The 23,081-nt window shown below is 53.5% G+C and carries 19 protein-coding genes; 15 read left to right on the forward strand and 4 right to left on the reverse strand.

Going from position 1 to position 23,081, the window contains the following annotated elements:
- The first annotated feature begins 32 nt into the window (after positions 1-32).
- The 11 genes from QMZ30_RS08050 (at position 33) to QMZ30_RS08100 (ending at position 11,640) form a co-directional block, all read left to right on the forward strand.
- Positions 33-1,691, forward strand: a complete 1,659-nt coding sequence (locus QMZ30_RS08050) for a type VI secretion IcmF C-terminal domain-containing protein (RefSeq protein ID WP_283226967.1) — start codon at positions 33-35, stop codon at positions 1,689-1,691.
- Complete coding sequence (tssJ, locus tag QMZ30_RS08055) at positions 1,688-2,209, forward strand: type VI secretion system lipoprotein TssJ (RefSeq protein ID WP_283226968.1); 522 nt, start codon at positions 1,688-1,690, stop codon at positions 2,207-2,209. The genes QMZ30_RS08050 and tssJ overlap by 4 nt, the downstream gene beginning before the upstream one ends.
- A gap of 30 nt (positions 2,210-2,239) precedes the next feature.
- Positions 2,240-2,842: a CDP-alcohol phosphatidyltransferase family protein gene (locus QMZ30_RS08060; RefSeq protein WP_283226969.1), complete on the forward strand. Its 603-nt coding sequence runs from the start codon at positions 2,240-2,242 to the stop codon at positions 2,840-2,842.
- Positions 2,835-3,764, forward strand: coding sequence for a phosphatidate cytidylyltransferase (locus QMZ30_RS08065; RefSeq protein ID WP_283226970.1), 930 nt, complete (start codon positions 2,835-2,837; stop codon positions 3,762-3,764). The genes QMZ30_RS08060 and QMZ30_RS08065 overlap by 8 nt, the downstream gene beginning before the upstream one ends.
- A 9-nt stretch (positions 3,765-3,773) precedes the next feature.
- Positions 3,774-4,406, forward strand: coding sequence for a lysophospholipid acyltransferase family protein (locus QMZ30_RS08070; RefSeq protein ID WP_283226971.1), 633 nt, complete (start codon positions 3,774-3,776; stop codon positions 4,404-4,406).
- On the forward strand, positions 4,403-6,166 hold the full coding sequence (locus QMZ30_RS08075; RefSeq protein ID WP_283226972.1) for a bifunctional alpha/beta hydrolase/class I SAM-dependent methyltransferase: 1,764 nt from the start codon (positions 4,403-4,405) through the stop codon (positions 6,164-6,166). Before QMZ30_RS08070 ends, QMZ30_RS08075 begins: the two co-directional genes overlap by 4 nt.
- Positions 6,159-7,478, forward strand: coding sequence for a phosphatase PAP2/dual specificity phosphatase family protein (locus tag QMZ30_RS08080; RefSeq protein ID WP_283226973.1), 1,320 nt, complete (start codon positions 6,159-6,161; stop codon positions 7,476-7,478). The genes QMZ30_RS08075 and QMZ30_RS08080 overlap by 8 nt, the downstream gene beginning before the upstream one ends.
- Positions 7,463-7,864, forward strand: a complete 402-nt coding sequence (locus QMZ30_RS08085; protein ID WP_283226974.1) for a hypothetical protein — start codon at positions 7,463-7,465, stop codon at positions 7,862-7,864. The genes QMZ30_RS08080 and QMZ30_RS08085 overlap by 16 nt, the downstream gene beginning before the upstream one ends.
- A gap of 7 nt (positions 7,865-7,871) precedes the next feature.
- A complete protein-coding gene (gene tssF / locus QMZ30_RS08090; RefSeq protein WP_283226975.1) occupies positions 7,872-9,656 on the forward strand; it encodes a type VI secretion system baseplate subunit TssF in 1,785 nt (594 codons plus the stop codon).
- A 2-nt stretch (positions 9,657-9,658) separates the two neighbouring features.
- Positions 9,659-10,684 carry a type VI secretion system baseplate subunit TssG gene (gene tssG, locus QMZ30_RS08095; RefSeq protein WP_283226976.1) on the forward strand — a complete coding sequence of 342 codons (1,026 nt, stop codon included), beginning with the start codon at positions 9,659-9,661 and terminating at the stop codon, positions 10,682-10,684.
- Positions 10,685-11,016: 332 nt separating this feature from the next.
- Entirely contained in the window at positions 11,017-11,640 is a 624-nt protein-coding gene (locus tag QMZ30_RS08100; protein WP_283226977.1) for a response regulator, read from the forward strand.
- Positions 11,641-11,674: 34 nt separating this feature from the next.
- Here QMZ30_RS08100 and QMZ30_RS08105 read toward each other — a convergent pair whose 3' ends face one another.
- The 4 genes from QMZ30_RS08105 to QMZ30_RS08120 all read right to left on the reverse strand — a co-directional run bounded on the left by QMZ30_RS08105 (position 11,675) and on the right by QMZ30_RS08120 (position 18,345).
- Positions 11,675-15,280 (reverse strand): ATP-binding protein, encoded by a 3,606-nt coding sequence (locus QMZ30_RS08105; RefSeq protein ID WP_283226978.1) that lies wholly within the window; start codon positions 15,278-15,280, stop codon positions 11,675-11,677.
- Between the two features lie 7 nt (positions 15,281-15,287).
- A complete protein-coding gene (locus tag QMZ30_RS08110) occupies positions 15,288-15,911 on the reverse strand; it encodes a response regulator (protein WP_283226979.1) in 624 nt (207 codons plus the stop codon).
- A gap of 252 nt (positions 15,912-16,163) precedes the next feature.
- Complete coding sequence (locus QMZ30_RS08115; RefSeq protein ID WP_283226980.1) at positions 16,164-17,177, reverse strand: AI-2E family transporter; 1,014 nt, start codon at positions 17,175-17,177, stop codon at positions 16,164-16,166.
- Positions 17,178-17,241: 64 nt separating this feature from the next.
- Positions 17,242-18,345: an AI-2E family transporter gene (locus QMZ30_RS08120; RefSeq protein ID WP_283226981.1), complete on the reverse strand. Its 1,104-nt coding sequence runs from the start codon at positions 18,343-18,345 to the stop codon at positions 17,242-17,244.
- Positions 18,346-18,515: 170 nt separating this feature from the next.
- Here QMZ30_RS08120 and QMZ30_RS08125 point away from each other — a divergent pair, with 170 nt between their 5' ends.
- The 4 genes from QMZ30_RS08125 to QMZ30_RS08140 all read left to right on the forward strand — a co-directional run bounded on the left by QMZ30_RS08125 (position 18,516) and on the right by QMZ30_RS08140 (position 23,075).
- Entirely contained in the window at positions 18,516-18,755 is a 240-nt protein-coding gene (locus tag QMZ30_RS08125) for a DUF1272 domain-containing protein (RefSeq protein WP_283226982.1), read from the forward strand.
- An 866-nt stretch (positions 18,756-19,621) separates the two neighbouring features.
- Positions 19,622-20,089 (forward strand): RcnB family protein, encoded by a 468-nt coding sequence (locus QMZ30_RS08130; protein ID WP_039330544.1) that lies wholly within the window; start codon positions 19,622-19,624, stop codon positions 20,087-20,089.
- A gap of 110 nt (positions 20,090-20,199) precedes the next feature.
- The gene (locus QMZ30_RS08135; RefSeq protein ID WP_283226983.1) at positions 20,200-21,027 is read left to right on the forward strand and encodes a Cof-type HAD-IIB family hydrolase; all 828 of its coding nucleotides are present in this window, start codon (positions 20,200-20,202) and stop codon (positions 21,025-21,027) included.
- 125 nt (positions 21,028-21,152) lie between these two features.
- Positions 21,153-23,075: a methyl-accepting chemotaxis protein gene (locus tag QMZ30_RS08140; RefSeq protein ID WP_283226984.1), complete on the forward strand. Its 1,923-nt coding sequence runs from the start codon at positions 21,153-21,155 to the stop codon at positions 23,073-23,075.
- Positions 23,076-23,081 lie beyond the last annotated feature (6 nt).

Genomic DNA, 23,081 nt, shown 5'->3' on the forward strand with positions numbered 1-23,081 from the left:
CGGGTCAGCAAATTTCAGGAAGGAATCTGTAAATGGGCAAGAAGGACTTTGTTATTACGGGCGGCAAGACGCCGGTATATAACCATTACCAACTGAGCATCCAGGTGCTGAAAAATCAGCGTCCCGACATTCTGTTGTCGGTGCTGCGTTTCAGCGGTGAAGAAGCACTGAACACGCCCTGGAAGTATCGCATCGAGCTGACCAGTGCGACACGTGATATTCCTGCGGATATGCTGATCAACAGCACGGCCCAGCTGTTATTTTATCCTGACGGCCAACCCTGGCAGTCAGTTGAACCTCGTATTCTGCGCGGTGTTGTCACCGCTTTTCAGCAGTGCGAATCCTCCGCTGACGAAACACGTTATGTGGTTACGCTGGAATCACGTCTGGCGCTGCTAAAAAACAGTCTGACCTATGCCGTTTACCAGCATAAAAGCGTGCCGGGTGTGGTCGAGGATATACGCCAGTCGCCTCTGATTGCGTTGATGAACACGCTGAATGTGCAGGGGCGGACGGGGCAAACCGGCGGCGATCTGGCTGATTCGCTGGTGAGCTCCGCAAAGAATTTACTCAGCAGTAACAAAACAAAAGCCATCACAAGACCACTGGGTGCAAGTGGCCCAATGGATGACACCTTCGGCCCCTTGCTGGCCCTCACCGATAGCGGCACAGCGGCCAAAGACAGCCTCAGCCTGCAAACGTTCCTGACGCGCATCACCCGCGTTCGTCTGCGATTACAGCAGGTTACCAACGCACCGGATCCGCAGGCCATGATGCAGTCGCTGGCGCTGACGGTGTTTCAAGGCAAAGCCGTGGATCTCACTGACACGCGCGATTATGGCAGCCTGATTGCCGCCAGCCTCGGTCAGGAGTGGAGCGGGTTTGGTCAGGCGGTGTTTGTCGAACCGATGGTGCAGGCATGGGAGCAGGTGCTCAGCCCGACCGCTGAAAGCATTAACAGCCAGTGGCAGAACGACATTGTGACGCCATGGGATCACTCTTTTGCCGACCGCTATCCGTTTGCTAATCGACAAAGCGACGTCTCCTTACCGCATTTAGCGCAGTTTATGCGCACTGATACCGGGCGAATTGCGCAGTTCGTTAACAGTCGTCTCGGTGGTCTGCTGCGGCTGGAAGGCGATCGCTGGGTACCGGATGCGATGAACAGCCAGGGACTGACGTTCGATCCTGCCTTTCTCAACGCGCTGAATAAGCTAGCACACATCGCCAACATCGCATTTGTCCGGGGAGATGTGGAGCTGCATTTCCAGATGATGGCAAAGCCCTCCCGCAACGTGGTGGAGTCTGAGCTGACGGTGGATCGCCAGAAGCTGCAATATTTTAACCAGGAAGAGAGCTGGCAAACGCTGAACTGGCCTGACAACCGCTGGCAGCCACAAACCACACTGACCTGGCGCAGCGCCAGTGCCGGAACCCGCATTTATGCCGATCACCCCGGGAGCTGGGGGCTGATCCGCCTGCTGGATAAAGCCCGTATCACCGATCTGGGGAGCAACATCTACCGTGTTGTCTGGCCGACGCCGGACGGGCTTGCACTTAACTACCAGATTCGCACCGAGCTCGGCAGTGGCCCGCTGTCACTCCTTGATTTGCGTGGATTCCGCATGCCTGCGCGGATATTTATTTCCGACACGCAGAATGAAGTTGCGTATCAGGGAGGTGAACAATGAAGGCTCGTTTTACTCATGTGTGGCTGATATGCCTCGCGGCAATGTTGCTGAGCAGCTGTGGTGCCTGGCAAAAAACCATGCAGGGCACCGCGAGCGTGGCAAATGCCGTGTTCTATCGCCAGGTCAACACCCTGCACCTGACCTTGACTGCACGTGCAGCGATCAACCAGGACGATGCGCAGCAGTCGATGCCTTTGCGCCTGAATATTTTGCAGCTCAGCACGCGTCAGATTTTCGATAACGCCGAATACAGCAGCCTGCTGGCACAGCCAGATCTGGTGCTGAAAGAGAGCCTGGTCGCGCAGCGGCAGCTCAGCATCATGTCAGGGCAGAGCGTTAGCCTGGATATTCCAATGGAAAAGCAGGCGCAGTTCGTCGCGGTCGTGGGCTTGTTCCGCCAGCCTGACAGGGATCGCGGCACATGGAAACAGGTGCTGAGCCGCGAGGAGCTTGATCCGGACTCACCGCGCACCATTGAAGTGAGGGATAACACCCTGAATTTGGAACTATCGAAGTAACTGTTCAATTTTTACGGCAGGAGCCACAAAGTGACGCTATACGATATAAAACCGAAGTTTCAGAATTTATTAAGACCGCTGGTCATCAGGTTACATGCGCAGGGAATCACTGCGAATCAGGTCACGTTGTTTGCCATGCTGACCTCTGTGCTACTGGGCGCACTGTTGATGTGTTTCCCCGATCTGCGCTTTTTTATCACCTTGCCCATCTTCCTTTTTTTCCGCATGGCGTTAAACGCCATTGATGGCATGTTAGCCCGAGAGTTCAATCAGCAATCTACTGTAGGAGCAATCCTCAACGAGGTCGGTGACATTATCTCTGACGCCGCACTGTATCTGGCTTTTGCGTTTGTTACAGGTATCTCGCCGTGGTTGGTAGTGTTGGTCGTGCTGCTTTCCTGGTTGAGCGAATTCTGCGGTGTAATGTGTCAGACGCTGAACGGCATCCGCAGTTATCGTGGTCCGTTGGGAAAAAGCGATCGTGCATTCCTCTTCGGTGCTCTCGGTCTGGTGATTGCGCTGTGGCCGCAATATATCGGCTACGCTAACGCACTGTTTGCTATCGCTGCCCTGTTGCTGTGCTGGACCAGTCTGAACCGCTGTCGCTGCGCGATGGAGGCGAAAAATGGCTGATTCCAGACAAGTGCTTTATTACTGCCTGGGGGGCATCTTCGCCATACTTATTCTGGCGACGCTGATTATTTTTGTGCTGAGAAAATGCCGCCCACAGCGCAACTGGCTGGAATTGCAGCAACGCGTTAATAGCTGGTGGGTAATTATCTGCCTGTTTTCGCTGGCGATGCTGTCTCCGAAATGGCTGGCGCTAACCTTTTTCGGCTTCATCAGCTTCCTGTCGTTAAAAGAGTATCTGACGCTGGCACCCACGCGACGTTCGGACAGTATGCCGCTGCTGTGGATGTATGCCGCCATCCCGGTTCAATACCTCTGGACCGGCATAGCCTGGTACGGCATGTTCATCATCTTTATCCCGGTTTACGTCTTCCTGTTCCTGCCTGCTCGCATGGTGATTGCCGGTGATACCAAAGGTTTTCTGCACTCCGCATCGGTGATGCACTGGGGCATGATGACCACCGTGTTCGCTCTGAGTCACGTCGCTTATCTGATGACTTTGCCCGGTTCTGACGCCAGCGCCGGTGCGCTGCTGGTGTTCTTCCTCGTTGCGCTGACTGAGCTGAATGATATTGCCCAGTATCTATGGGGAAAATCGCTGGGCAAGATCAGAGTGACGCCCAAAGTCAGCCCGAATAAAACGCTGGCCGGTCTGCTGGGCGGCATCCTCACCACCATGCTGCTGGCGGTGATTCTTGGCCCACTGCTCACACCAATGAGTTATCTCCACTCGCTGGGTGCCGGGTTGATTATTGGTGCCAGCGGCTTTTGCGGCGATGTTGTGATGTCGGCGATCAAACGCGACTTTGGTGTGAAGGATTCAGGAAAATTGCTGCCCGGACACGGGGGTATTCTGGATCGCCTCGATTCGCTCATCTACACCGCACCGCTGTTCTTCCACTTCTATTACTACTTCTACGTGTAAGAGGCGCTCATGAACCGAATGCTGCGCTGGATCTTTACCCTTTGCATCGCTTACCCGGTGGTGTGGATTTGGCTGGGTGTCGCCGTTGCTAACCGTAAGAAACTGCCGAAAACAGGACCGGCAATTATTGTGGCGAATCACAACAGTCATCTGGATGTACTGACGTTGTTCACGCTGTTTCCGCTTTCGACGCTGGTGGACGTGCAGCCGGTTGCTGCCGCCGATTACTTTCTGAAAAACAGAGTGGTGGGTTGGTTTGCACTCAAGGTGATTGGCATTATCCCGGTGTATCGCGGGGCGCATCAGGCCAATCCGTTGCAGGCCTGCGTTGATGCGCTGGCGGAAAAGAAAATCGTCATTATTTTCCCGGAGGGCACGCGCGGTGAGCCGGGGAAACTGTCAGAAATAAAATCTGGCCTGTGGCATCTCAGCCAGCAGTGCCCGGATGTGCCCATCGTTCCTGTCTATATGCACGGGCTGGATCGCTCAATGGGCAAAGGCCAGAAAATACCGGTGCCGTTTTTTATCGATATTTATATCGACGAGCCTGTGCGCTATCAGGACAACAAGGCCGAATTTAAAACAGCGTTATTAAATCGTTTTGTCGAATTACAACAGCAAGCCACAAGGAAACTACCATGAGCCGGGAAGCACGTTTATTTCAGGAAGGATCTTTTTCAACCAGCGACGATGAATCACTCTATTTTCGCCACTGGCCCGCGCAGGATGCGCAGAGCAAAAAAGTGATTGTGCTATTTCATCGCGGGCATGAGCACTCCGGGTGTTTACAGCATGTTGTCGATGAGTTGCTGATGCCGGATGCCCATTTTTACGCCTGGGATGCACGTGGGCACGGCCATTCGCCGGGAGAGCGTGGTTACAGCCCGAGCCTTGCTCGTTCAGTGCAGGACGTCGATGAGTTTGTCCGCTTTGTGGCTGAACAGGCACAGGTGAGTATTGAAGACATAGTTGTGATTGCGCAAAGCGTCGGCGCAGTGCTGGTCGCTACCTGGGTACATGATTATGCGCCGAAAATTCGCGGCATGGTGCTGGCATCGCCAGCGTTTAAAGTGAAGCTTTATGTGCCTTTCGCGCGCACTGGCTTGAGTCTGCTGCAACGCATTCGCGGCCTGTTTTACGTGAACTCTTACGTGAAGGGGAAATTTCTCAGCCACGATCCTCAGCGAATCAGCAGCTTTGAGCAGGATAAACTCATCACTCGCCAGATTGCGGTGAATATTCTGTTGGACCTGTATAAAACGGCGGAGCGCATTGTTTCTGATTCTGCCGCTATCACCGTGCCCACCCAACTGCTGATTTCCGGCGATGATTTTGTGGTGCACACCAAACCACAGCAAAAATTCTATCAGGGGCTGCGCAGCGCCATTAAAGAGCAGCATATTCTGCCGGGCTTTTATCACGACACACTAGGCGAGAAGGATCGCCAGCTTGCCTTCGATAAAATGAAGCCGTTTATCGAACAGCTCTATAACGCAGCTCCTTACACCTTCGATTACAGCCATGAAGATCAGTGGAGCCCGGGCGCTGATGCGTACCGAGAATTGCAGGCTCCACCTAAACGCTGCTCACTACAAGGCATGTCCTACGCTGCGCTGAGTTTTGGCATGAAAACCATTGGCAGGCTATCTAAAGGCATGCGCCTGGGATATGAAACCGGCTTTGACTCTGGCAGCACGCTGGATTATGTCTACCGCAATACGGCTGAAGGCACTGGCATTGTTGGTCGCATTATCGACAGACAGTATCTCAACAGCATTGGCTGGCGCGGCATCCGCGTGCGCAAAGAAAATATCCAGCAGGTGATTGCGCAAGCCGTAGCAAAACTGCAAGAGCACAATTTGCCGGTTCGCGTGGTCGATATTGCCGCCGGACATGGCCGCTACGTTCTTGATGCGCTGGAGAAGCAACCGGGAATTGAAAGCATCCTGCTGCGTGATTACAGCGATCTGAATGTGGAAAAAGGCCAGGCGATGATTGAAGCGCGTCAATTAGGCCATCTCGCGCAGTTCAAAAAAGGCAATGCCTTTGATTATGACTCGCTCGCTACACTCGCCCCTGCACCGACGCTGGGCATCGTTTCCGGTCTCTATGAATTGTTCCCGAGCAACCAGCTAATTAAAACGTCGCTGGCCGGTTTGGCAGCAGCCATTCCACCTGGTGGTGTGCTGGTGTATACCGGACAGCCATGGCATCCGCAGTTGAAAACCATCGCATGGACCTTAACCAGCCATCAAAACGGCATTCCCTGGCTGATGCGCATTCGCAGCCAGAAAGAGATGGATACGATGGTCGAGGAAGCTGGATTTGAGAAATGCCACCAACTGATTGATGAGTTTGGCATCTTTACCGTGTCGCTGGCGGTAAGAAAACTGCATGACTGAATCGTTGCTGACACAACGCCCTCACAGCCCCTGGAAGGAGGGGCTTGGCTGGCTGATTCTGCTGGGGCCGCTGTTTTTTCTGAGCTACGGGCAGGTGAATACCTTTACCTCGACCCGAGACGATGTGGGCAGTCTGGTATTTGGCTGGGAGCATTCGATCCCGTTTATTCCCTGGACTATCGTGCCTTACTGGAGCATTGACCTGCTATACGGCATTTCGCTGTTTATCTGCACGTCAAAACAGGAACTGATGCGTCACGGTTGTCGCCTGCTCGCGGCATCGCTGGTGGCGTGTGCTGCGTTTTTGCTTTTCCCGCTGAAGTTTACCTTCATGCGCCCGGAAACCCAGGGTGCTTTCGGCTGGCTATTCCGCCAGCTTGAACAGTTCGATTTACCCTATAATCAGGCTCCTTCACTGCACATCATTCTGACCTGGTTGCTCTGGCTACGCTTTCGCCAGCATCTGAATCGCCATGCGAGAATCGTTTCAGGCTGTTGGTTCCTGCTGATTGCCGTTTCCGTACTGACGACCTGGCAACACCATTTCATTGATGTGATTAGCGGAATGGTGGTCGCAATCATCATCAGCTATGTCATTCCGATTGAAGGAGAATGGCGCTGGCAGCGGCCAACACTGCACGCGCGACGTCTTGCGGGTAAATACTGCCTCGGTGGCATCCTGTTTTTACTGGCGGGAACAGCGATTCCCTGTGGTTATTGGCTGCTGTGGCCTGCCTTAGCACTACTGACAGTGGCTGCGGGCTATGCCGGATTGGGCGTGACGGTGTTCCAGAAAAACAGCCACGGCAACTTATCTCTCTCCGCACGCATGCTACTTCTGCCTTACCTGGCAGGTGCAAAAATTTCCCGCCGCTGGTTTTCCCGGCATACAGCGCAAAGTAATGAGATTGCCGCTGGCGTATCGCTGGGCAGGTTTCCGGACGAGGCAGAGCAGGGTATTGCTGTTTTTGACCTGACAGCCGAATTCCACAAGGGCAAGCGAGGTGAACAGTGCTGGCAGTCCTATCCCTTAATGGATCTGCTGGTGCCAGACATTCAGCATTTGCGCACTGCAGTAAGACAGCTACAGCAGTTGCGTCAGGCACATGACAGAGTGCTGGTCTGCTGTGCTCTGGGGTTATCGCGCAGTGCCACGGTGGTTGCGGCGTGGCTACTGGCTGAAGGGTATGCTGCTTCTGCCGTCCAAGCCGTTGCACTCGTCACTTCCCGACGTCCGCAGATTGTTCTCACGCCTGCGCACATTGCCACTCTGGAAGCATTCAGCAAGGAACAGCCATGTCAGACAGCATGATGACTAAGCGGATTGTGCAAATTCATCTGTCGAGCTGGCGCTACTTTGCCGCACTGACGCTGCCGCCGCTGGCGCTGATACTCAACCTTTTCTACTCCGCGCTGAGCCTGCCTTTAATGGTGCTGTTTTTCGTCACGCACTACTACTGCTGGCGTTTATGGCTGGATGAACGGCTCTTTGGATTGCTCAAGAATGAAGAGGATCTTGCTGAGTTTGATCAGGGGATGGCGCAGCTGTGGTCGAAAAAATTTGCCCGACTGCGTTCTCTGACAGATCGCTTGCTAGGCACAAGGGTCATTTTTTACCGGGCAATGATCTCACTGCTGGTGCTGTGGCTGGTTTCACTCTGTTCTGTGTTGTATCTGGCGCTGACACTGGTTGAGTAGGTGAGCAATGAAGGATCATGATTTTCTAAAATATTTTGACAGCGAAATGCGTTATCTGAAGGCGGCGGCGCAGGAGTTTGCCGAGCAATATCCGGAAGCCGGTCGTAGGCTAGGCGTGGATGGTGCGTCTCTGAAGAGGGACGACTCGGTGGAGCACTTGTTTCAGGGCTTCGCACTGATGATGGCGCAGATGCGCCGCAAGATTGATGACGATATCCCGGAACTGACAGAACCGCTGCTCGGGCATCTGCTGCCCGTGGTGAATCGCACGCTGCCGTCCATGTCGGTTGTGGAACTTACACCAGATGTGGTCGCTCAGGTGCGTGATGCGGTGCTGCCGGAAGGCACAACGCTATTAACACGCCCGATGGATATCACTGGTCTGCGTTGCCCTTATCGCACCACGGATGCGTTGAAATTACACCCGCTGGTGTTAGGTAATGTCACAACATCGTTTCACCCTGACGGGCACCAGATGATATCCCTGCGGTTTACACTCAGCCCTCAGGCCGATCCGAGCCAAGTCGATCTCAGCGATATTCCGCTTTATCTTCACGGCGATCGCCCGGTGCAGTCTCTGCTATACCATGCGCTCACCAGCCATCTGCGCAACATTACTGTTCGTCTGCCGCAGAGTGATAGCCACGATCCGCAGCCATTTAATGGTGGCATTAGCGCACGCTGGCAGCAGCACTGGCGACCAGTCTGGCCGGAAAGCGACAGCCCGGCACTGTGTGGCGAAGTTCGCCCACTACTGGAGTATTTCAGTTTTCCGGCTCGCTACGCCTTCTTTACGCTTACGGGGCTCGAAACGCTTCCTTTCAATGAAAGTTGTCTGCAGGCAATTCTCGATATCCATCTCAGCCAGCCACTTCCTCGCGATATTACGTTACCGGAGGACGCGCTGCGTATTCACTGTGTCCCGGTGATTAACCTGTTTACTCTGAACGCCGAGCCGCTAAAGGTGAGGCCTGCGGTGCTCGATTATCGTCTGCGTCCGCACCGGCTGCGCGATCAGCATACTGAGATTTACAGCGTGGATGAGGTTGCCGCCAGTGAAACACTGGATAAGCGGCGCTATGTGCCGTATCGACACTTCCGGCAAAAAGGCGGCATGTTGCAACGCAAAGAGTCGTGGCCGGAGCGATATTTTCATACGCGCATCTGGCGTGGTGTCAGTGGTCTTTATGAAACCCTACTGATGCTGGGCGGAGATGCAAGCGAGGCTGATCGGGGGGAAGATGACGCTACGCTGTTTATGAACATCACCTGCACCAACGGTAACTATCCGCGCATGGCGCTGGAGAAAGCGGTATTTGATGGAAGCGCAGTCACCGGTAACCTGGCGTTGCAGTGCAAAACCCGTCAGCCACCTTCCATGCCGTATTACCCACCCACCACACAGCTGTATCAGTGGCACCTGATGTCGCTGCTGCATCCACGCGCTCTCAGCCAGATGATCAATGATGCTGCAAGCCTCCGCGCCGTGCTGACGTTATTCGACTGGAGCAACGACGAAAACAACCGCCGCCGTATCAGCGGTATCCGCCACGTCAGCTGGCGTCAGGACTATAACTCATCGTATCACTGGCACGGCGTGCGCATTCGTGTTGCGCTCGATGAAACGCAGTTCAGCGGCATCGGTGATGCCCGCCTGTTCTGCGAGCTGCTGGAGCAGTTCCTGACGCAGTACGCCAGCGTGTTGCGCTTTACCCAACTGACGGTGCTGCTGACCGCTTCCGGCACCGAATGGGCCTGGCCTGAACGACGCATTGACAGGGTGCTGATGTGAGCATGGATAACAAAGAAAACAGCCAGCCGCTGCCACCATTCTGGCTGGACGATAACGGCAAAGACCAGACAGCTCGGTATAATTTTTATCGTTTCTGCCAGTTGCTGGAGCAGACGACCGGTAGCCGCCTTGGCACGGGCCGTACGCCAGAGAGTGATCCGGTGCGCTTTCGCCCCAATCCGCATCTGGGCTTTCCCGCCGGGGAGCTGAAGCGTACGGAAACTGACGCTGACAATCCAGATGCGCCGCCAACGGTCAGGACCCACTTCTTCGGCTTATACGGCGTAGATTCGCCGCTGCCCACCAGCATCATTGACGATATCAATCAGGGCCGCGACGGTGCGGATGCGATGGCAGCGTTTCTGGATATCTTCAATCACCGTCTGATGACGCAGTATTACCGCATCTGGCGCAAATACAACTATCCGGCCAGCTTTGAGCCGGGCGGTACAGATAATGTTTCGCAAAGCCTGATGGCGCTTACGGGCATCACCCACAGCGGCGATCAACCGTCATCACGCCTGCTGGCAATATTGCAACCACTCTTGCATACCACCCACACCGCGGAAGGCATCGTAGCGGTGATCAACAGCCAGGCACCGAACACCAAAGTTGAAGTTTTTGCACACCATCCGGTGAGGATGCCGGTGGCAAAACGCGCCCGACTCTCACTGCGCGGCGGCATGACGCTCGATCAAAATCCGATACTGGGTGATGAAACCCGCGTGGTGGGTTACTGCTCCCGGGTCGAGCTCTCGACAGACGATCCCGCAGAAGCGAAGGGCTGGATGCCTGACGGGCAACTCCGCCAGGACGTGATGGCGCTGCTGCGCACCTTGCTGGGCTGTGATTACGATTTGCGATTCTGGCTGACGGTGCCGACCCGGCTCCTGCCGATGCCCCGTTTGGGCGATGCCGGATTGTTCAACGGATACAATGTGATGCTGGGGTTGGGAGAGGATAATAAGACCACGATGTCAGCCACTACGCGTATCCGGGTGGGGCGCTTGCGCGAGACGCCGCTATAAAATGGTCTTATCCACAAAGTCTCCAGCAGACACCCAACACACTCTCACCTTGCCGTCCATGATTTGCTCTGTGGCAATACCACACTTGCTGGCAAACACATACAAAGATCGATTCCCCCCATAACTCCACCCATGCAAGCATTTCATTCATTTAATCAGTGCATTTTTTTATTTACTCACCAATACGCAAAACTATGACATTGAACGGGTTATTTATTTTAGTCTTCAGCCCGAACGACCGATTTAACGTGCAGATAAGCCCTGAATGACCGAGTGGCTGCCCCAGCCATCTCAGCGAAGTTCGGAAATCGCCAATCTGCGCAAGGTGAAGAATGAAAAATGTATTGATTGTGGATGATCACCCCGTCACGCGCTTCGCCCTCAAGTTGCTGCTGGAAAAGCAAAACCTGGTGGTGGTTGCGGAGGTGAATGACGGCTTGCAAGCCCTTGTGCTGGTGAAAAAGGTACGGCCAGATTTACTCATCATTGATATCGATATTCCTTCACTTAACGGTATTGACGTTGTGCAGCGCATACGTAATCAGGGCTCGGATATCGCTATTCTTGTTCTCTCGGCCAAGGACAGTGAGCACTACATTCGGCGCTGCGCCAGTGCCGGTGCGGATGGGTTTATCAGCAAACGCAAAGAGCTAGCGGAGTTGCATGATGCGCTGAGTGCCATGCGCCGAGGTTACGGTTATTTCCCTGGTGCGCGTGCAAGGCGGCTGATGCTGGCAGAGGCACACAGTGCGCAGGATAAGATTGCCACGCTCACCGCCAGAGAAATGGATGTGATGCGTTATCTGGCGCAGGGCATGAAAATCGTTGAGATTGCCAAAGTCATGAAAATCAGTGACAAAACCATCAGCACCTACAAGTGCCGCATGATGGAAAAATTAGAACTGAAAAATATGATCGACCTGTATGACTTTACGCTGCAACACAATCTGGATTAATTCCTTGACGAGAGAAAACAGCGAGCCTCATTGCTTAAGAGGCCCGCTGTTCCTGAATGAAGTTCAGAATGGCTTGGTTAAGCAGTTGCACACAACTGAGGGTTTCATCCAGCATCTGTTTAATATCCGCGGCCTCTATTGGGGTGACGCACGCCTCTTCCAGCTTGCGACACTGCGCGGCGATGTCTAATGCACCAATGATTTGCACCGATCCCGCGAGCCGATGCAGGCTGCGTTCCAGGGCCGGCCAGTCACCTTTGTCACAGCTGGTGTAAGCGAACTGCATATCGCGCAAGTTCTCTTCACGGGTGGCACTCAGTAATCGCTCTAACATCTCGGCGTCGTGGTGTGCCAGATCGCGCAGCGCATTGAGGTCGAGGAGCTGATGCAGCTTGAGGTGCTTTGAGGTAGCGGCGGCAGCTGAACGCGGGATGTTATGCAGGATTGCTTCCAACTGGGGTAAACGCAACGGTTTGAACAGGCAATCATCCATGCCAGCATCCAGGCAACGCAGGCGCTCTTCCGGTTGGGCATTGGCGGTCAGTCCCATAATCGTTAAGGGTCCACGTTGTTTTTGGCGCAGCTGGCGAGTTAAGGCAAAACCATCCATCACCGGCATGCTGCAATCTGTAATCACCAAATCAACGGTGTTTTCCTGCCATAACCATAACGCCTGTTCGCCATTCTCCGCTTCAATCACGTTATGCCCCAGGCGAGTGAGTTGTCGTTTCAGTAACAATCGGTTGGCCGGGTGATCGTCCACCGTCAAAATGGTGAGGGGCAAATTGCAACACTCCTGCTGGGAAACTGCCTCGACCGGGATATCCAGTGCTTTACGGCTGGAGAGCGGGATATGCACGCTGATACGTGTGCCGCGGCCGGGTTGGCTGTGCAGGGCGATGCATCCGCCCATCATCGCCACCATCTGCTCGCAGATCGCCAGACCTAATCCTGTCCCGCTCTGTTTTTTGCCTGAAGCCGATTGTTCATAGGGATTGAAAATCAGCTGCTGCTCAACCTCACTGATGCCAATGCCGGTGTCCTGCACGATCAGTTCCAGTTGAATCTGATCATCCTCACGAGGTTGACTGCGAATCTGCACTTCCACCGATCCGCGCTCGGTGAATTTAATGGCGTTGCTGATCAGGTTGGAGAGGATCTGCCGTAGACGCATCGGATCGACATAGATTTCATCGGGATGCAGTGCATCGATGTGGTAATGCAGCAGCAAGCCTTTCTGACGTGCCAGGCCAGAAAACACCCGCACCACGGGTTCAGCCAGCGTCTCAAAGCTTACCCATTCCGGGGTGAACTCCAGCTTGCCGGACTCAATTTTGGCCATATCGAGGATATCGCCAATCAGCCCCATCAGTGACTGCGCGGATTCATATGCCACCCGCACCGACTCCTTATCACACGGCTGCTGCTGGCGATCGGTCACCGCCAGTTCCAGCAGGCCAATAATCGCGCTGATTGGCGTGCGGATTTCATGACTCATGGTGGCAAGGAAGGTGCTCTTGGTGCGGTTTGCCTGCTCGGCGCGCTCTCGGGCTAAAGAGAGCGCGCGCGTCAGGCGTTCATGCTCGGTGACATCCTGCCAGCTACAAATTAGCCCCGCGATATTGCCGTAATGATCGCGGAAGGCTTCAGCCCGATGGATCACTTCACGTCGCTCGCGTCCGTTATCGATCTGTCCACGCTGTGGCGGCATGACTCGCGACGTTTGTTCCGCCAGCAGCGCCATTTGTGCCTGGCTGATGCTGTGCAATGGGTGCGCGGTATCACTGAGAGGAAGTTGGCAGATGTGGCTGTACTCTTCGGCAAAAAACTGGCTCCATGCCGGATTTTTGTTGGTCAATTCCCCCGCACTGTTGATGACATAAATCGGCACCGGCGTGCCATTAAACAGAGTCCGCTGAAACGCGGCCTGCTCCTGTAGACGGGCCTGTGCCTCTTTGCGTTGGCGTATCGCGCGGTGCAAATGATAGTTCCAGAACAGAGAGGTGATCACCAGCAGCGCAAAGATCCCCGCCAGCCAATAGAACTCGTGGCGATAGGCCAGCCAGGTATCCAGTTTGACGTCCGGCGTGCCCTGCCATTTCATCGTCAGTTGCGAAATATCGCGGGGAGAGAGGGCTGCCAGCGCTTTATTCAAAATGCTGAGTAGCTCTGGGTTTTCGCGCCCAATGGCAAAGGCGATGCGGGCAGGATGTTCCCCCAGACGTGCCGAAATCTGCAGGCGATTGCTGAAGTAGCGATCGATCATATATCGCGCGGATATCAGGTTGTTCACCGCGCTGTCGACGCGTCCTTCATTAACCATTTGCAGCGCGATGCTGGCATTCTCAACGTTCACCAGTTTGATATGGGGATAATTGTCCGTCAGCCACTGAGTGAGTTCATGCTGTGGCGTAATAGCAAGAGTCGTGATCTCGCTGAGTGAATTCGGCGATCCCAGCGAATCTTTACTGACTAAAACATAGGGCGGATAAACATAGGGCCGCGTAAATAACGCACGATCTTCCCTCTGCGCGCTGTAGGTTAGTGAGCCGGCAAACTCGGCCTGATGGCTACTCAACTTATCCAGCATGTCGTTGACCGAGGAAGCTTCAACCATTTTGAAATTCAGCCCGGTGCGCAGATGAATCAAGCGCAGCAAATCCGCTGTCATGCCATTGAAGCTGTTCTGACGATCTTTCAGTGTAAAGGGCGCGTCTAAGGGATTGATCACCACACGCAGCACTTTGTGTTGGCGCAGCCAGCGCCGCTCACTGTCATTGAACAGTTGCGGCTGAGCAGCCAGTGAAGCGGGTAGGCTTTGCCCCCACTGGTGAAATAAGGCCTGATGCTGCTGTTGTGGAATGGCATTAATAACCTTATTCACCGCGCGAAGTAGCGGTGCATTGGCGGCGGGGAAGACAAAGCGGTGGCCAGCATCGGTGCGTTCAAAAATGCGCACGACCGAGAGTGTGGAAGCATAGTTGCGCTCAATCAGATAGCTGGCAGAGGTCAGATTGCCGATAAATACCTCATTTTCGCCAAATGCGACCGAGGCTAGTGCGCTCAATGCGGACGGGTAGCGGGTGATTTTTGCTTCTGGATAGCGGCTCTCCACCCATGCATCACTCAAGTAGCCACGCTGCATGGCGATGTGCAGTTGTGCAGGCTCATCCTGGCGGGCAGACAACCTGTTTTCTTGTGACACCATGGCGGGGAAGTCATCAACCACTGATTGGCTGAGCAAGAGTTCAGGCGGAGTTTCCTGATTGCCTGCGCCCGTAACCAGCATATCCAGCGCGCCCTGTTGTAGGGCGTCAAAGGCAGCGCTGTGACTGGGAAAGTAGTGCGTTTTTATCTGAAGCCCAAGATGATGCAGCACCAGTTTGGTGTAATCAGCCGATAAGCCCTCTAAGGTATTCGCGTCGCTGGTGAGATTAAAAGGGGGATTATCGGGTGCATAGATACCCACTTTGATCTCGCGCTTTTTACCCAGCCAACGCCAGTCATTATCGGACAGGGTAAACGTCAGTGGGATAATTTGCTCGCGACTGAATATCTGCATAATCCGAGACTCTTCGGCCTGTGCGGGCAGAATGAACAGGCTAAAAAAGAGAGTAAGCAGATACGCTAATTTAAGCATGAGGGATTCAGGAGATATTATTGCGTTTGGCGAATTCGTAGAGTCCGACCATATTATGAATGTCCAGTTTCTCCATCAGGCGGCGTTTATAAGTGCTGACTGTCTTGTCGCTTATTTTCATTTTTTGTGCCATTTCGACCACTTTCATTCCTCTGGCTAAAAACACCAGCACCTGAAGTTCTTTACTGGAGAGTGCTTCTATTTTCGCTTTGTCTGCTGGTTCATCATCGGGCATGCCATGGCGCTTACGATTCAGCGGGAAATAACCGTAGCCAGCGTTAATTGCTCTAATCGCATCGTGTAATTCCGTCATATTATTGCGTTTGCTAATAAACCCATCCGCACCTGCGTTGGCGCTGCGTTTGATGTAGTGATCGCCGTCCTTGCCCGTCAGGACTAAGATGCCGCCGCCAAAGTCATTGTTGCGTAAGCGTTGTACCAGATCGATGCCGTTGTAGGAGGGCATATCGATATCTACGATAATTAAATCCGGTGAGAGTCTTTTGGTGAGGTTCATCGCTTCAAAACCGTCATCAGTTTCACCGATGACATTCATATTATCCGTTTCAAGTAATAATCGGAGTGCCATCCTGACTACCGGATGATCATCAACAATAAGCACATTCTTCATGTCACAGTCCTGTTAATCACGAAAGAAGTTATTAGATGTTATTTTAATGGTTAATGGATTTTATGATTAAAGCGTGAGTGGCGCAAATATTAATTTTGTAGTGATTGCCTTACGGTGTTAATATCCATTCCTGACTAACTTTTAATTGTTTTTAATATATTATTTATTTTGCGTGGTGTTTTTAAGTTATTTAATTAACCGGCAGGGTTAATCATTGTCGTTGGGCACTGGTGTGCCCAGGACGACAATATTTTATTCGCTGCTTAAATCTGGCTGGCGCACTGCCAGCCAGACTTTTTTCAGCAGGAAGGTGAGGGGAATGGCAAGAATCGCGCCGGTGATGCCGAGCAGCGCTTGCCAGAACAGGAAAGCCAAAAGCTGTACCGTCAGCGTCATATTCAGGCGTTTGCCCAGCATCAGCGGTTCCAGCACCGAACTCAGCATCAGATTGAGGGCGACAAAAAATGCCACCATCATCAGACTGGTTTTGATATCGAACATGATAAAGGTTTGGATCACCGGCGGAATTGCCGCCAGGAACGAACCCAGTACCGGAATGTAGTTGAAGATAAACATCAGTACGCCCCACAAAAAGGCGAACTTGAGCCCAATCATATGGGCCACTGCCCAGACAATCACACCGCCGAGTAGACCGGTAAAGGTTTTGACCCGCGCATAGACCAGCACGCTCTGGATCCCTTCCTCCAGTGCCGTGAATAAGCGAGAGTGCCGTTCGCTGGCGCGTACTACGCGTTTTAGCAGTGGCAGTTCAATCAGCATAAACAGCAGCATCAAAAACACCATCAGCCACCAGGAGAGTAAGCCGGGAATCATCGACAGTTGCGTGGTGACAAAGCGTACCACCGCCCCCGCATCAACGAAATTCAGCATCTCATCGGCGGTGAGGATAATGCCCATCTGGCTGAGGGATTGCGTCAGATATTGCAGCTTGGCGGCGACCAGATTAGGCGCCTGGCGGCTGAGTTTAATCAGATCGGGTGCCGACGCGCTAAGTGACATGATGGTAATCACGATCAGCATTAACAGGATAACGATCACCAGCAGCGAAGAGAGGGCGCGAGGAATGCCGCGTCGCGCCAGGCGGCTAATGAGCGGGTCCAGCATTGCGGCAAGAAAAATAGCTAACAGCACCTGATTGATCAACGGTGCAGCGAGCCGCAAGCCCAGTAAAACCAAGGTGAGGCATGCGAGCAGGAACAGGGCTTGCGCCACGGGGGAGAGCGATTTTAACCAACCCTGGTACATCGGTGCAGTTCTCCAGTCAGCGGGCGGTTACCCAACGTGGGCAACCGCCTGATCGGGAAACGGCTTACTCGCGCGATTTCCCCTCTTCGATAAACTCTTCATCGATCTCTTCGGCATTCTCACGGTTGTCACGCCCGGAGAGCAGATTCCAGCAGGCGATAAACAGTGCCGCAATCAGCGGGCCGATGACAAAACCGTTGATACCGTAAACTTCCATGCCGCCGAGCGTAGAGATCAGGATCAAGTAGTCTGGCATTTTGGTGTCTTTACCCACCAACAGGGGACGTAAAATGTTGTCCACTAAGCCAACCACCACCACGAAGAAACCGACCAGGAACAACCCTTTCCACACCGCGCTGGTGGCGAAGAAGAAAATCGCTGCCGGTACCCAAACTATAGCTGAACCCACCGCCGGGATCAGCGACAGGAACGCCATCAGCGTGCCCCACAGCAGACTGCCATCAATGCCGGTGATCCAGAAGGCGATACCGCCCAGAATCCCCTGCACCACTGCCACCACAACCGTGCCTTTTACCGTAGCACGGGATACCGCCGCGAACTTCATCATCAGATGATGCTTTACGTAGGTTGAAAGCGGCAGCGCTTCCAGCATCAAGGCCACTAACCATGCGCCATCCTTTAACAGGAAGAACAACAGGTAGAGCATTACGCCAAAACCTACGGTGAAGGTGAAGGTGCCTTTGCCGATCAGGAACACACTGCCGGCCATGTACTGACCGCCTTTTAACGCAAACTCAGACAGTTTTTGCTGAATCTGTCCGGCATTGTCGAGGTGATTTTCAGCGAGATAGTTACGCGCCCATGAAGGCAAATGCTGCATCAGATCGGCAAACACCGCAGGGAACTGCGACGAGTTGTTCTGCAGCTTGGTGTAGACGGTGTTGACCTCCACCACCATTGACGAGGTGATAATGGCCAGTGGTGTAAAGACGATCAGACAGATGATCGCTAAGGTGGCAAAGGCAGCCAGCCCGTTGCGATCGCCCATTTTGCGGCGTAGCAGGGATTTCAACGGATGGAAGATCACCGCCAGAATCGCAGCCCAGAAGATGGCGGAAAAGTATGGTGTCAGCACATCAAAAAAGGCGACCGTGACGATCGCCAAAATCACAATAAAGAAACCGAAGTTAAGGCCTTTGATTCGCATTGCATAATCTCATGTGTAAATGTGGCGATTGAACTATAGAACGTGAAGCGCGGAATGTAATGCTTTTGCCCAGAAGGATTGTCCCGATCTGTCCGGGTGGTGTCCGTCAGCAGTCTGGTGCTGACCGCACAAGCAGGTGATGATGGGCCCTAAACTGAGAGGAGATCGCCATGCTGGAACTACGTCCTAACTGTGAATGCTGTGATAAAGATTTGCCGCCCGAGTCACCGGATGCCCGCATTTGTTCGTTTGAATGCACCTTCTGTGTCACCTGCGTGGAAACCCTCCTGAACCAGCACTGCCCGAATTGCAGCGGCGAGTTGGTGCGCCGTCCGGTTCGCCCTGCTGCCGCGTTAGCGCGTCATCCGGCATCGACCACACGACATTTGTCGGCATCATCAACGCGTTGAATTCGTTGTCTGCACGTCCACTATTATTCTTTTGTTGCAATCATCTGCCTGAAATAACCTTATCTGAGGTGCAATCCTCTATTGTCAGACCCGTCAGGGATGAAAAAACACTCAGTTAAATAGAAAGCGGGGGATAATCCGAAACTCAGTGTAGATAATATTAAGCGCGGTATTAATCACAGGTGTGTATTAATTTGGCTAATAAGGATTTTTATCTGATAAGCGCGTAAGGTAATGATGAATAACATTGAAGTCTGCTCTGAATAACCAGTCCGTTTTAAAAGTGATTTTAGGTATTAATCTTATTTTTTAATGCTTTATGTTTTTTTTGTGGCAAGTAACTTCCTTTTAGACGCTACGCTTTTTTGCAAAAAGGAAAAGCGTGCTTAATCACTCCCCGATTCTGGTCAGAGCACAGACCTTATTTGTCAGGAAGTGAGTGCCAGCGAAATATAATTTTCTTTTCCCGTTAAATTTTTACGGTTTTTTCCGAAAAGCAGGGGGTTTTAAAAGAATTTTGCATTTTAAAGTGGTATTGTTTATCGGCAATGCTAGTGATGTGGCGTTGTGTGCTTCAGTTTTACCCTCAAATTTGCAGGGTTTACCCGCTTTATGCAATTTATGGAATTAGCATTATCCACCCGATCCTCGCGATCGGGTTTCTTTCCCCTCTCATCTCCATTTTTTGTTCACATTAAGTCCATTTGATGTCAGAAAAGACACAATCGTTAAGAAAGCGATAATTCGCGGTAATTTATTGTAAGTCACCGATTTTTTAGGAATTTTGGAAATCCTCTTTTGCTGCCATTTGATGAATAGTGATACTCAACGGTGCGAGAACTGCCGTTATCATTGGAGGCAACATCATGAAAAAAACTACATCAAATCTTATTGCGTCACTTATTGCATGCAGCTCACTGTTTTCAGCCGTTTCCTGGGCCGATGGCCCGGGTGACCAACACTGGCAGCCGCGTGGCGGCGACCAACATCAGGACCACGGCCGTGGCCCTGATCATGGCGGCGACCGTGGTCCCGATCGTGGCCATGGCCCAGACCGTGGCCCGGATCATCACGACCGCTATGCTGACCATCGTATGCCGGAAGGACACCACGGTGGCGACCACTTCGCGTGGAATGGCCATGATTTCCGTCGTGGGCATCCAATGCCGCCAGAATTCCGTGGCCCGCATTATCGTGTAGATGACTGGCGTGAACGTCGCCTGCCGGAGCCACCGCGTGGTGAATACTGGTCTTATGTTGACGGTAACTATGTGTTGATTGCTGCAGCAACGGGCGTGATCACCTCGCTGATTCTGAACGGCGCGTTTAACTAACATCGCTTGCACGGATGGTGTCCACCATCCGTGTTTCTCTCCGCTTTCTTCGCTCACCAGGTTATCCTCTCTACGGCCCTTTTTTCCTTTCAATGCGCTAAGGAGTCATGATGACCGTGGTAAAAATGGTGGCGGTGGATAAGGACGGCACCTTCCTCGACGATAAGAAACAGTACAACCGGGCACGTTTTCAGGTCTGTTATCAGGAAATGAAACGGCGCGGCATCAAATTTGTGGTCGCCAGCGGCAACCAGTATTACCAGCTCAAATCCTTCTTCCCCGACATCTCCAGTGAAATTGCTTTCGTGGCCGAAAACGGCGCGTGGATCATCGACTGCGACGAAGAGTTGTTCTGCGGCTCATTCTCCCGCGCGGATATTGATGCGGTGCTCGATACCCTGCACAACGGACACTATCCAGAACTGCGCTACATTCTGTGTGGACGCGACAGCGCCTACTACTTCGAAGGTATCGAAGAGAGCTGGCTGGTCAAAATGCGTCATTATTGCCATCGCCTGAAGCCGATTCGCAGCCTCGATGAGGTCGGCGATGACAAACTCTTCAAGTTTGCCCTTAACCTGTCTGATGAATACGTTGAGCCGCTAATGGCGGACATTGAGCGCCTGCATCAGGGCTCAGCTGCAGCGACGTCCAGCGGCCATGGATCGGTGGATTTAATCGTGCCGGGCAATCACAAAGGCCATGGCCTCGATCTGCTGGGTAAGCGCTGGGGCATCGAGCGCAGTGAGATTCTGGTATTCGGTGATGGCGGTAACGATCTGGAGATGCTGCAGCAATCCGGTTTTAGTTTTGCCATGGCGAATGCGCCACAGAAGGTCAAAGACGCGGCGCGCTTTGAGGCACCCAACAATAACGAAGAGGGCGTGCTGCAGGTGATTGAACAGATGCTGGCGGGCAAGCCACCGTTTGTCATTTAATCGTCATGCAGCCTTAAGCTATTCCTGACTTTGCCGATACTCGATTGTGACGGAACGCACAATTCGCCGCTGAGCGGCAGTTTCTTATCTCAATCGAAAATGCAGTCGGTAAGTAAGGATAAATTATGTTGCCAACCCGTTTGGCTGCCCGCATGACGTTGGGCGGCCTGTTATTGCTTTGTGTTACTACCGCAGTAGTGTTCTCCGTATTGATGTTGCGCGGTCAGCCGCGTGTCATCGAAGCCAGCCATACGCTGATAGAGCAGGCCGGCAACAACCTTGTCAGTCAATTGAATCAGCAACTGGTTCGCATCGAAGGCGAAGCCGTCAGTATGGCGCGCCTGGCAGAAGTCCTGCCGCACGATGCCACACTCTGGCAGCAGAGTTTCCCGCAGATTATCAACAGCAGCGGTGATAAAACCATCGCGGGCGGTGGTGTGTGGCCGGAGCCGGACGCCTTCACCCCCGGCGTGCAGCGTCGCAGTTTTTTCTGGGCGCGACAGAACGATGGCTCGCTGGCCTATTCGGATGGCTATAACCAGCCGGAGGGCAACGCCTATCAGCAAGAGAGTTGGTACAGCGCCGTGCGCAGTTCGGCTCGCGATCGCTGCGGCTGGTCTGAGGTTTATCAGGATCCGGTATCCGGCGTGAAAATGGTGACCTGCAGCGTGCCCTATGTGGCAGGGGATCGGTTTGCCGGGGTGGCCACTTTAGATGTGCAACTGGATAACCTGGCGGGCTTTATGCAGCAAAAAGGGCAGGTCACGGGCGGTTACGCGTTTGCGCTGGATGGCGCAGGGAATCTGCTCTATTACCCAGGCCAGGATTTAAAGACCTTAAGCACCCTGAAAAGTCTGACCGAGAAATCAGCGTGGCTTGCGCCGCTGGCAGAGCAAGTTAGCCAGCTCAAAGGTGCAGGTGACGTGCAGAAAATGTCGGATTTTGCCGATGATTATCTGCACACCCGCGCACAGGTGACGCTGTTCCGTATGCCCGGCACCGGCTGGGTTGTCGGGCTGGTGACGCCGGAAAATGTGGTTAGCGGTCTGGCGCGTACCATGATGCGCGACATCTTTACCTTCCTGATACCGGCGATGGTTGTGCTGTTGCTCCTCACCTGGATGTTTACCCAACGTATTGGTCAGCGCTTAAAAGCGACGCACGTGGCGCTGGACGCGATTGCCCACGGTGATGGTGACCTGACGCGTCGTTTAACCAAAAGCGGACGTGATGAGTTAGCCGATATCGCCGAAGCCTTTAACAGCTTTGTCGATAAGATTGCTGGCGTGATCTCCCGCGTGCAGGGGAGTGGTGAAACCGTTGCCGCCAATGCTTCTGGTCTGGCGCAGAGTAATCATGCCTTGTCCGAAAAGATTGCCGAACAGGCCGCTGCACTGGAACAGAGTGCCGCCGCGATGGAGCAGCTTAACGCCACCGTGCAACAGAACGCCGAAAACACCCGGCTTGCCGATGCCGCAGCGGAGCAAACCGCCAGTATCGCCCGCAGCAGCAGTGAGGTGATGAGTGAAGTGGTGAGTACCATGGGCTCAATTCAATCTTCATCGCGTCGTGTGGCCGAGATCCTGACGGTCATCGACAGTATTGCCTTTCAGACCAATATTCTGGCACTGAACGCGGCGGTTGAAGCGGCACGCGCGGGTGAACAGGGCAGAGGCTTTGCTGTGGTGGCCTCGGAAGTGCGTGCGTTGGCCCAGCGCAGTGCCACGGCGGCGCAGGAGATTAAAGCGCTGATCGCTGATTCGGACAGCAACGTGCTGGCGGGCAGTAAGCTGGTGCAGGGTGCGGGCCAGCAATTGACGCAGTTGGTCGGTGATGTGCATAAGGTGAAGCAGGTGGTCAGCGAAATGCGAGTCGCGGGGGATGAGCAGAGCAAAGGGATTGCGGAGGTGACGCTGGCCGTTTCGCAAATGGAGCGGGGCATTCAGCAGAACCTGATGTTAGTGACGCAAACGGCGGAGAATACCCAAGCCTTGCGTGATGAAGCCGCACAGCTGGCGCAAGAGATTGCGATGTTCAAGGTGGTGTAGTTCATG

The sequence above is a fragment of the Pantoea sp. EA-12 genome, from assembly GCF_030053355.1.
GTDB lineage: Bacteria > Pseudomonadota > Gammaproteobacteria > Enterobacterales > Enterobacteriaceae > Pantoea > Pantoea vagans_C.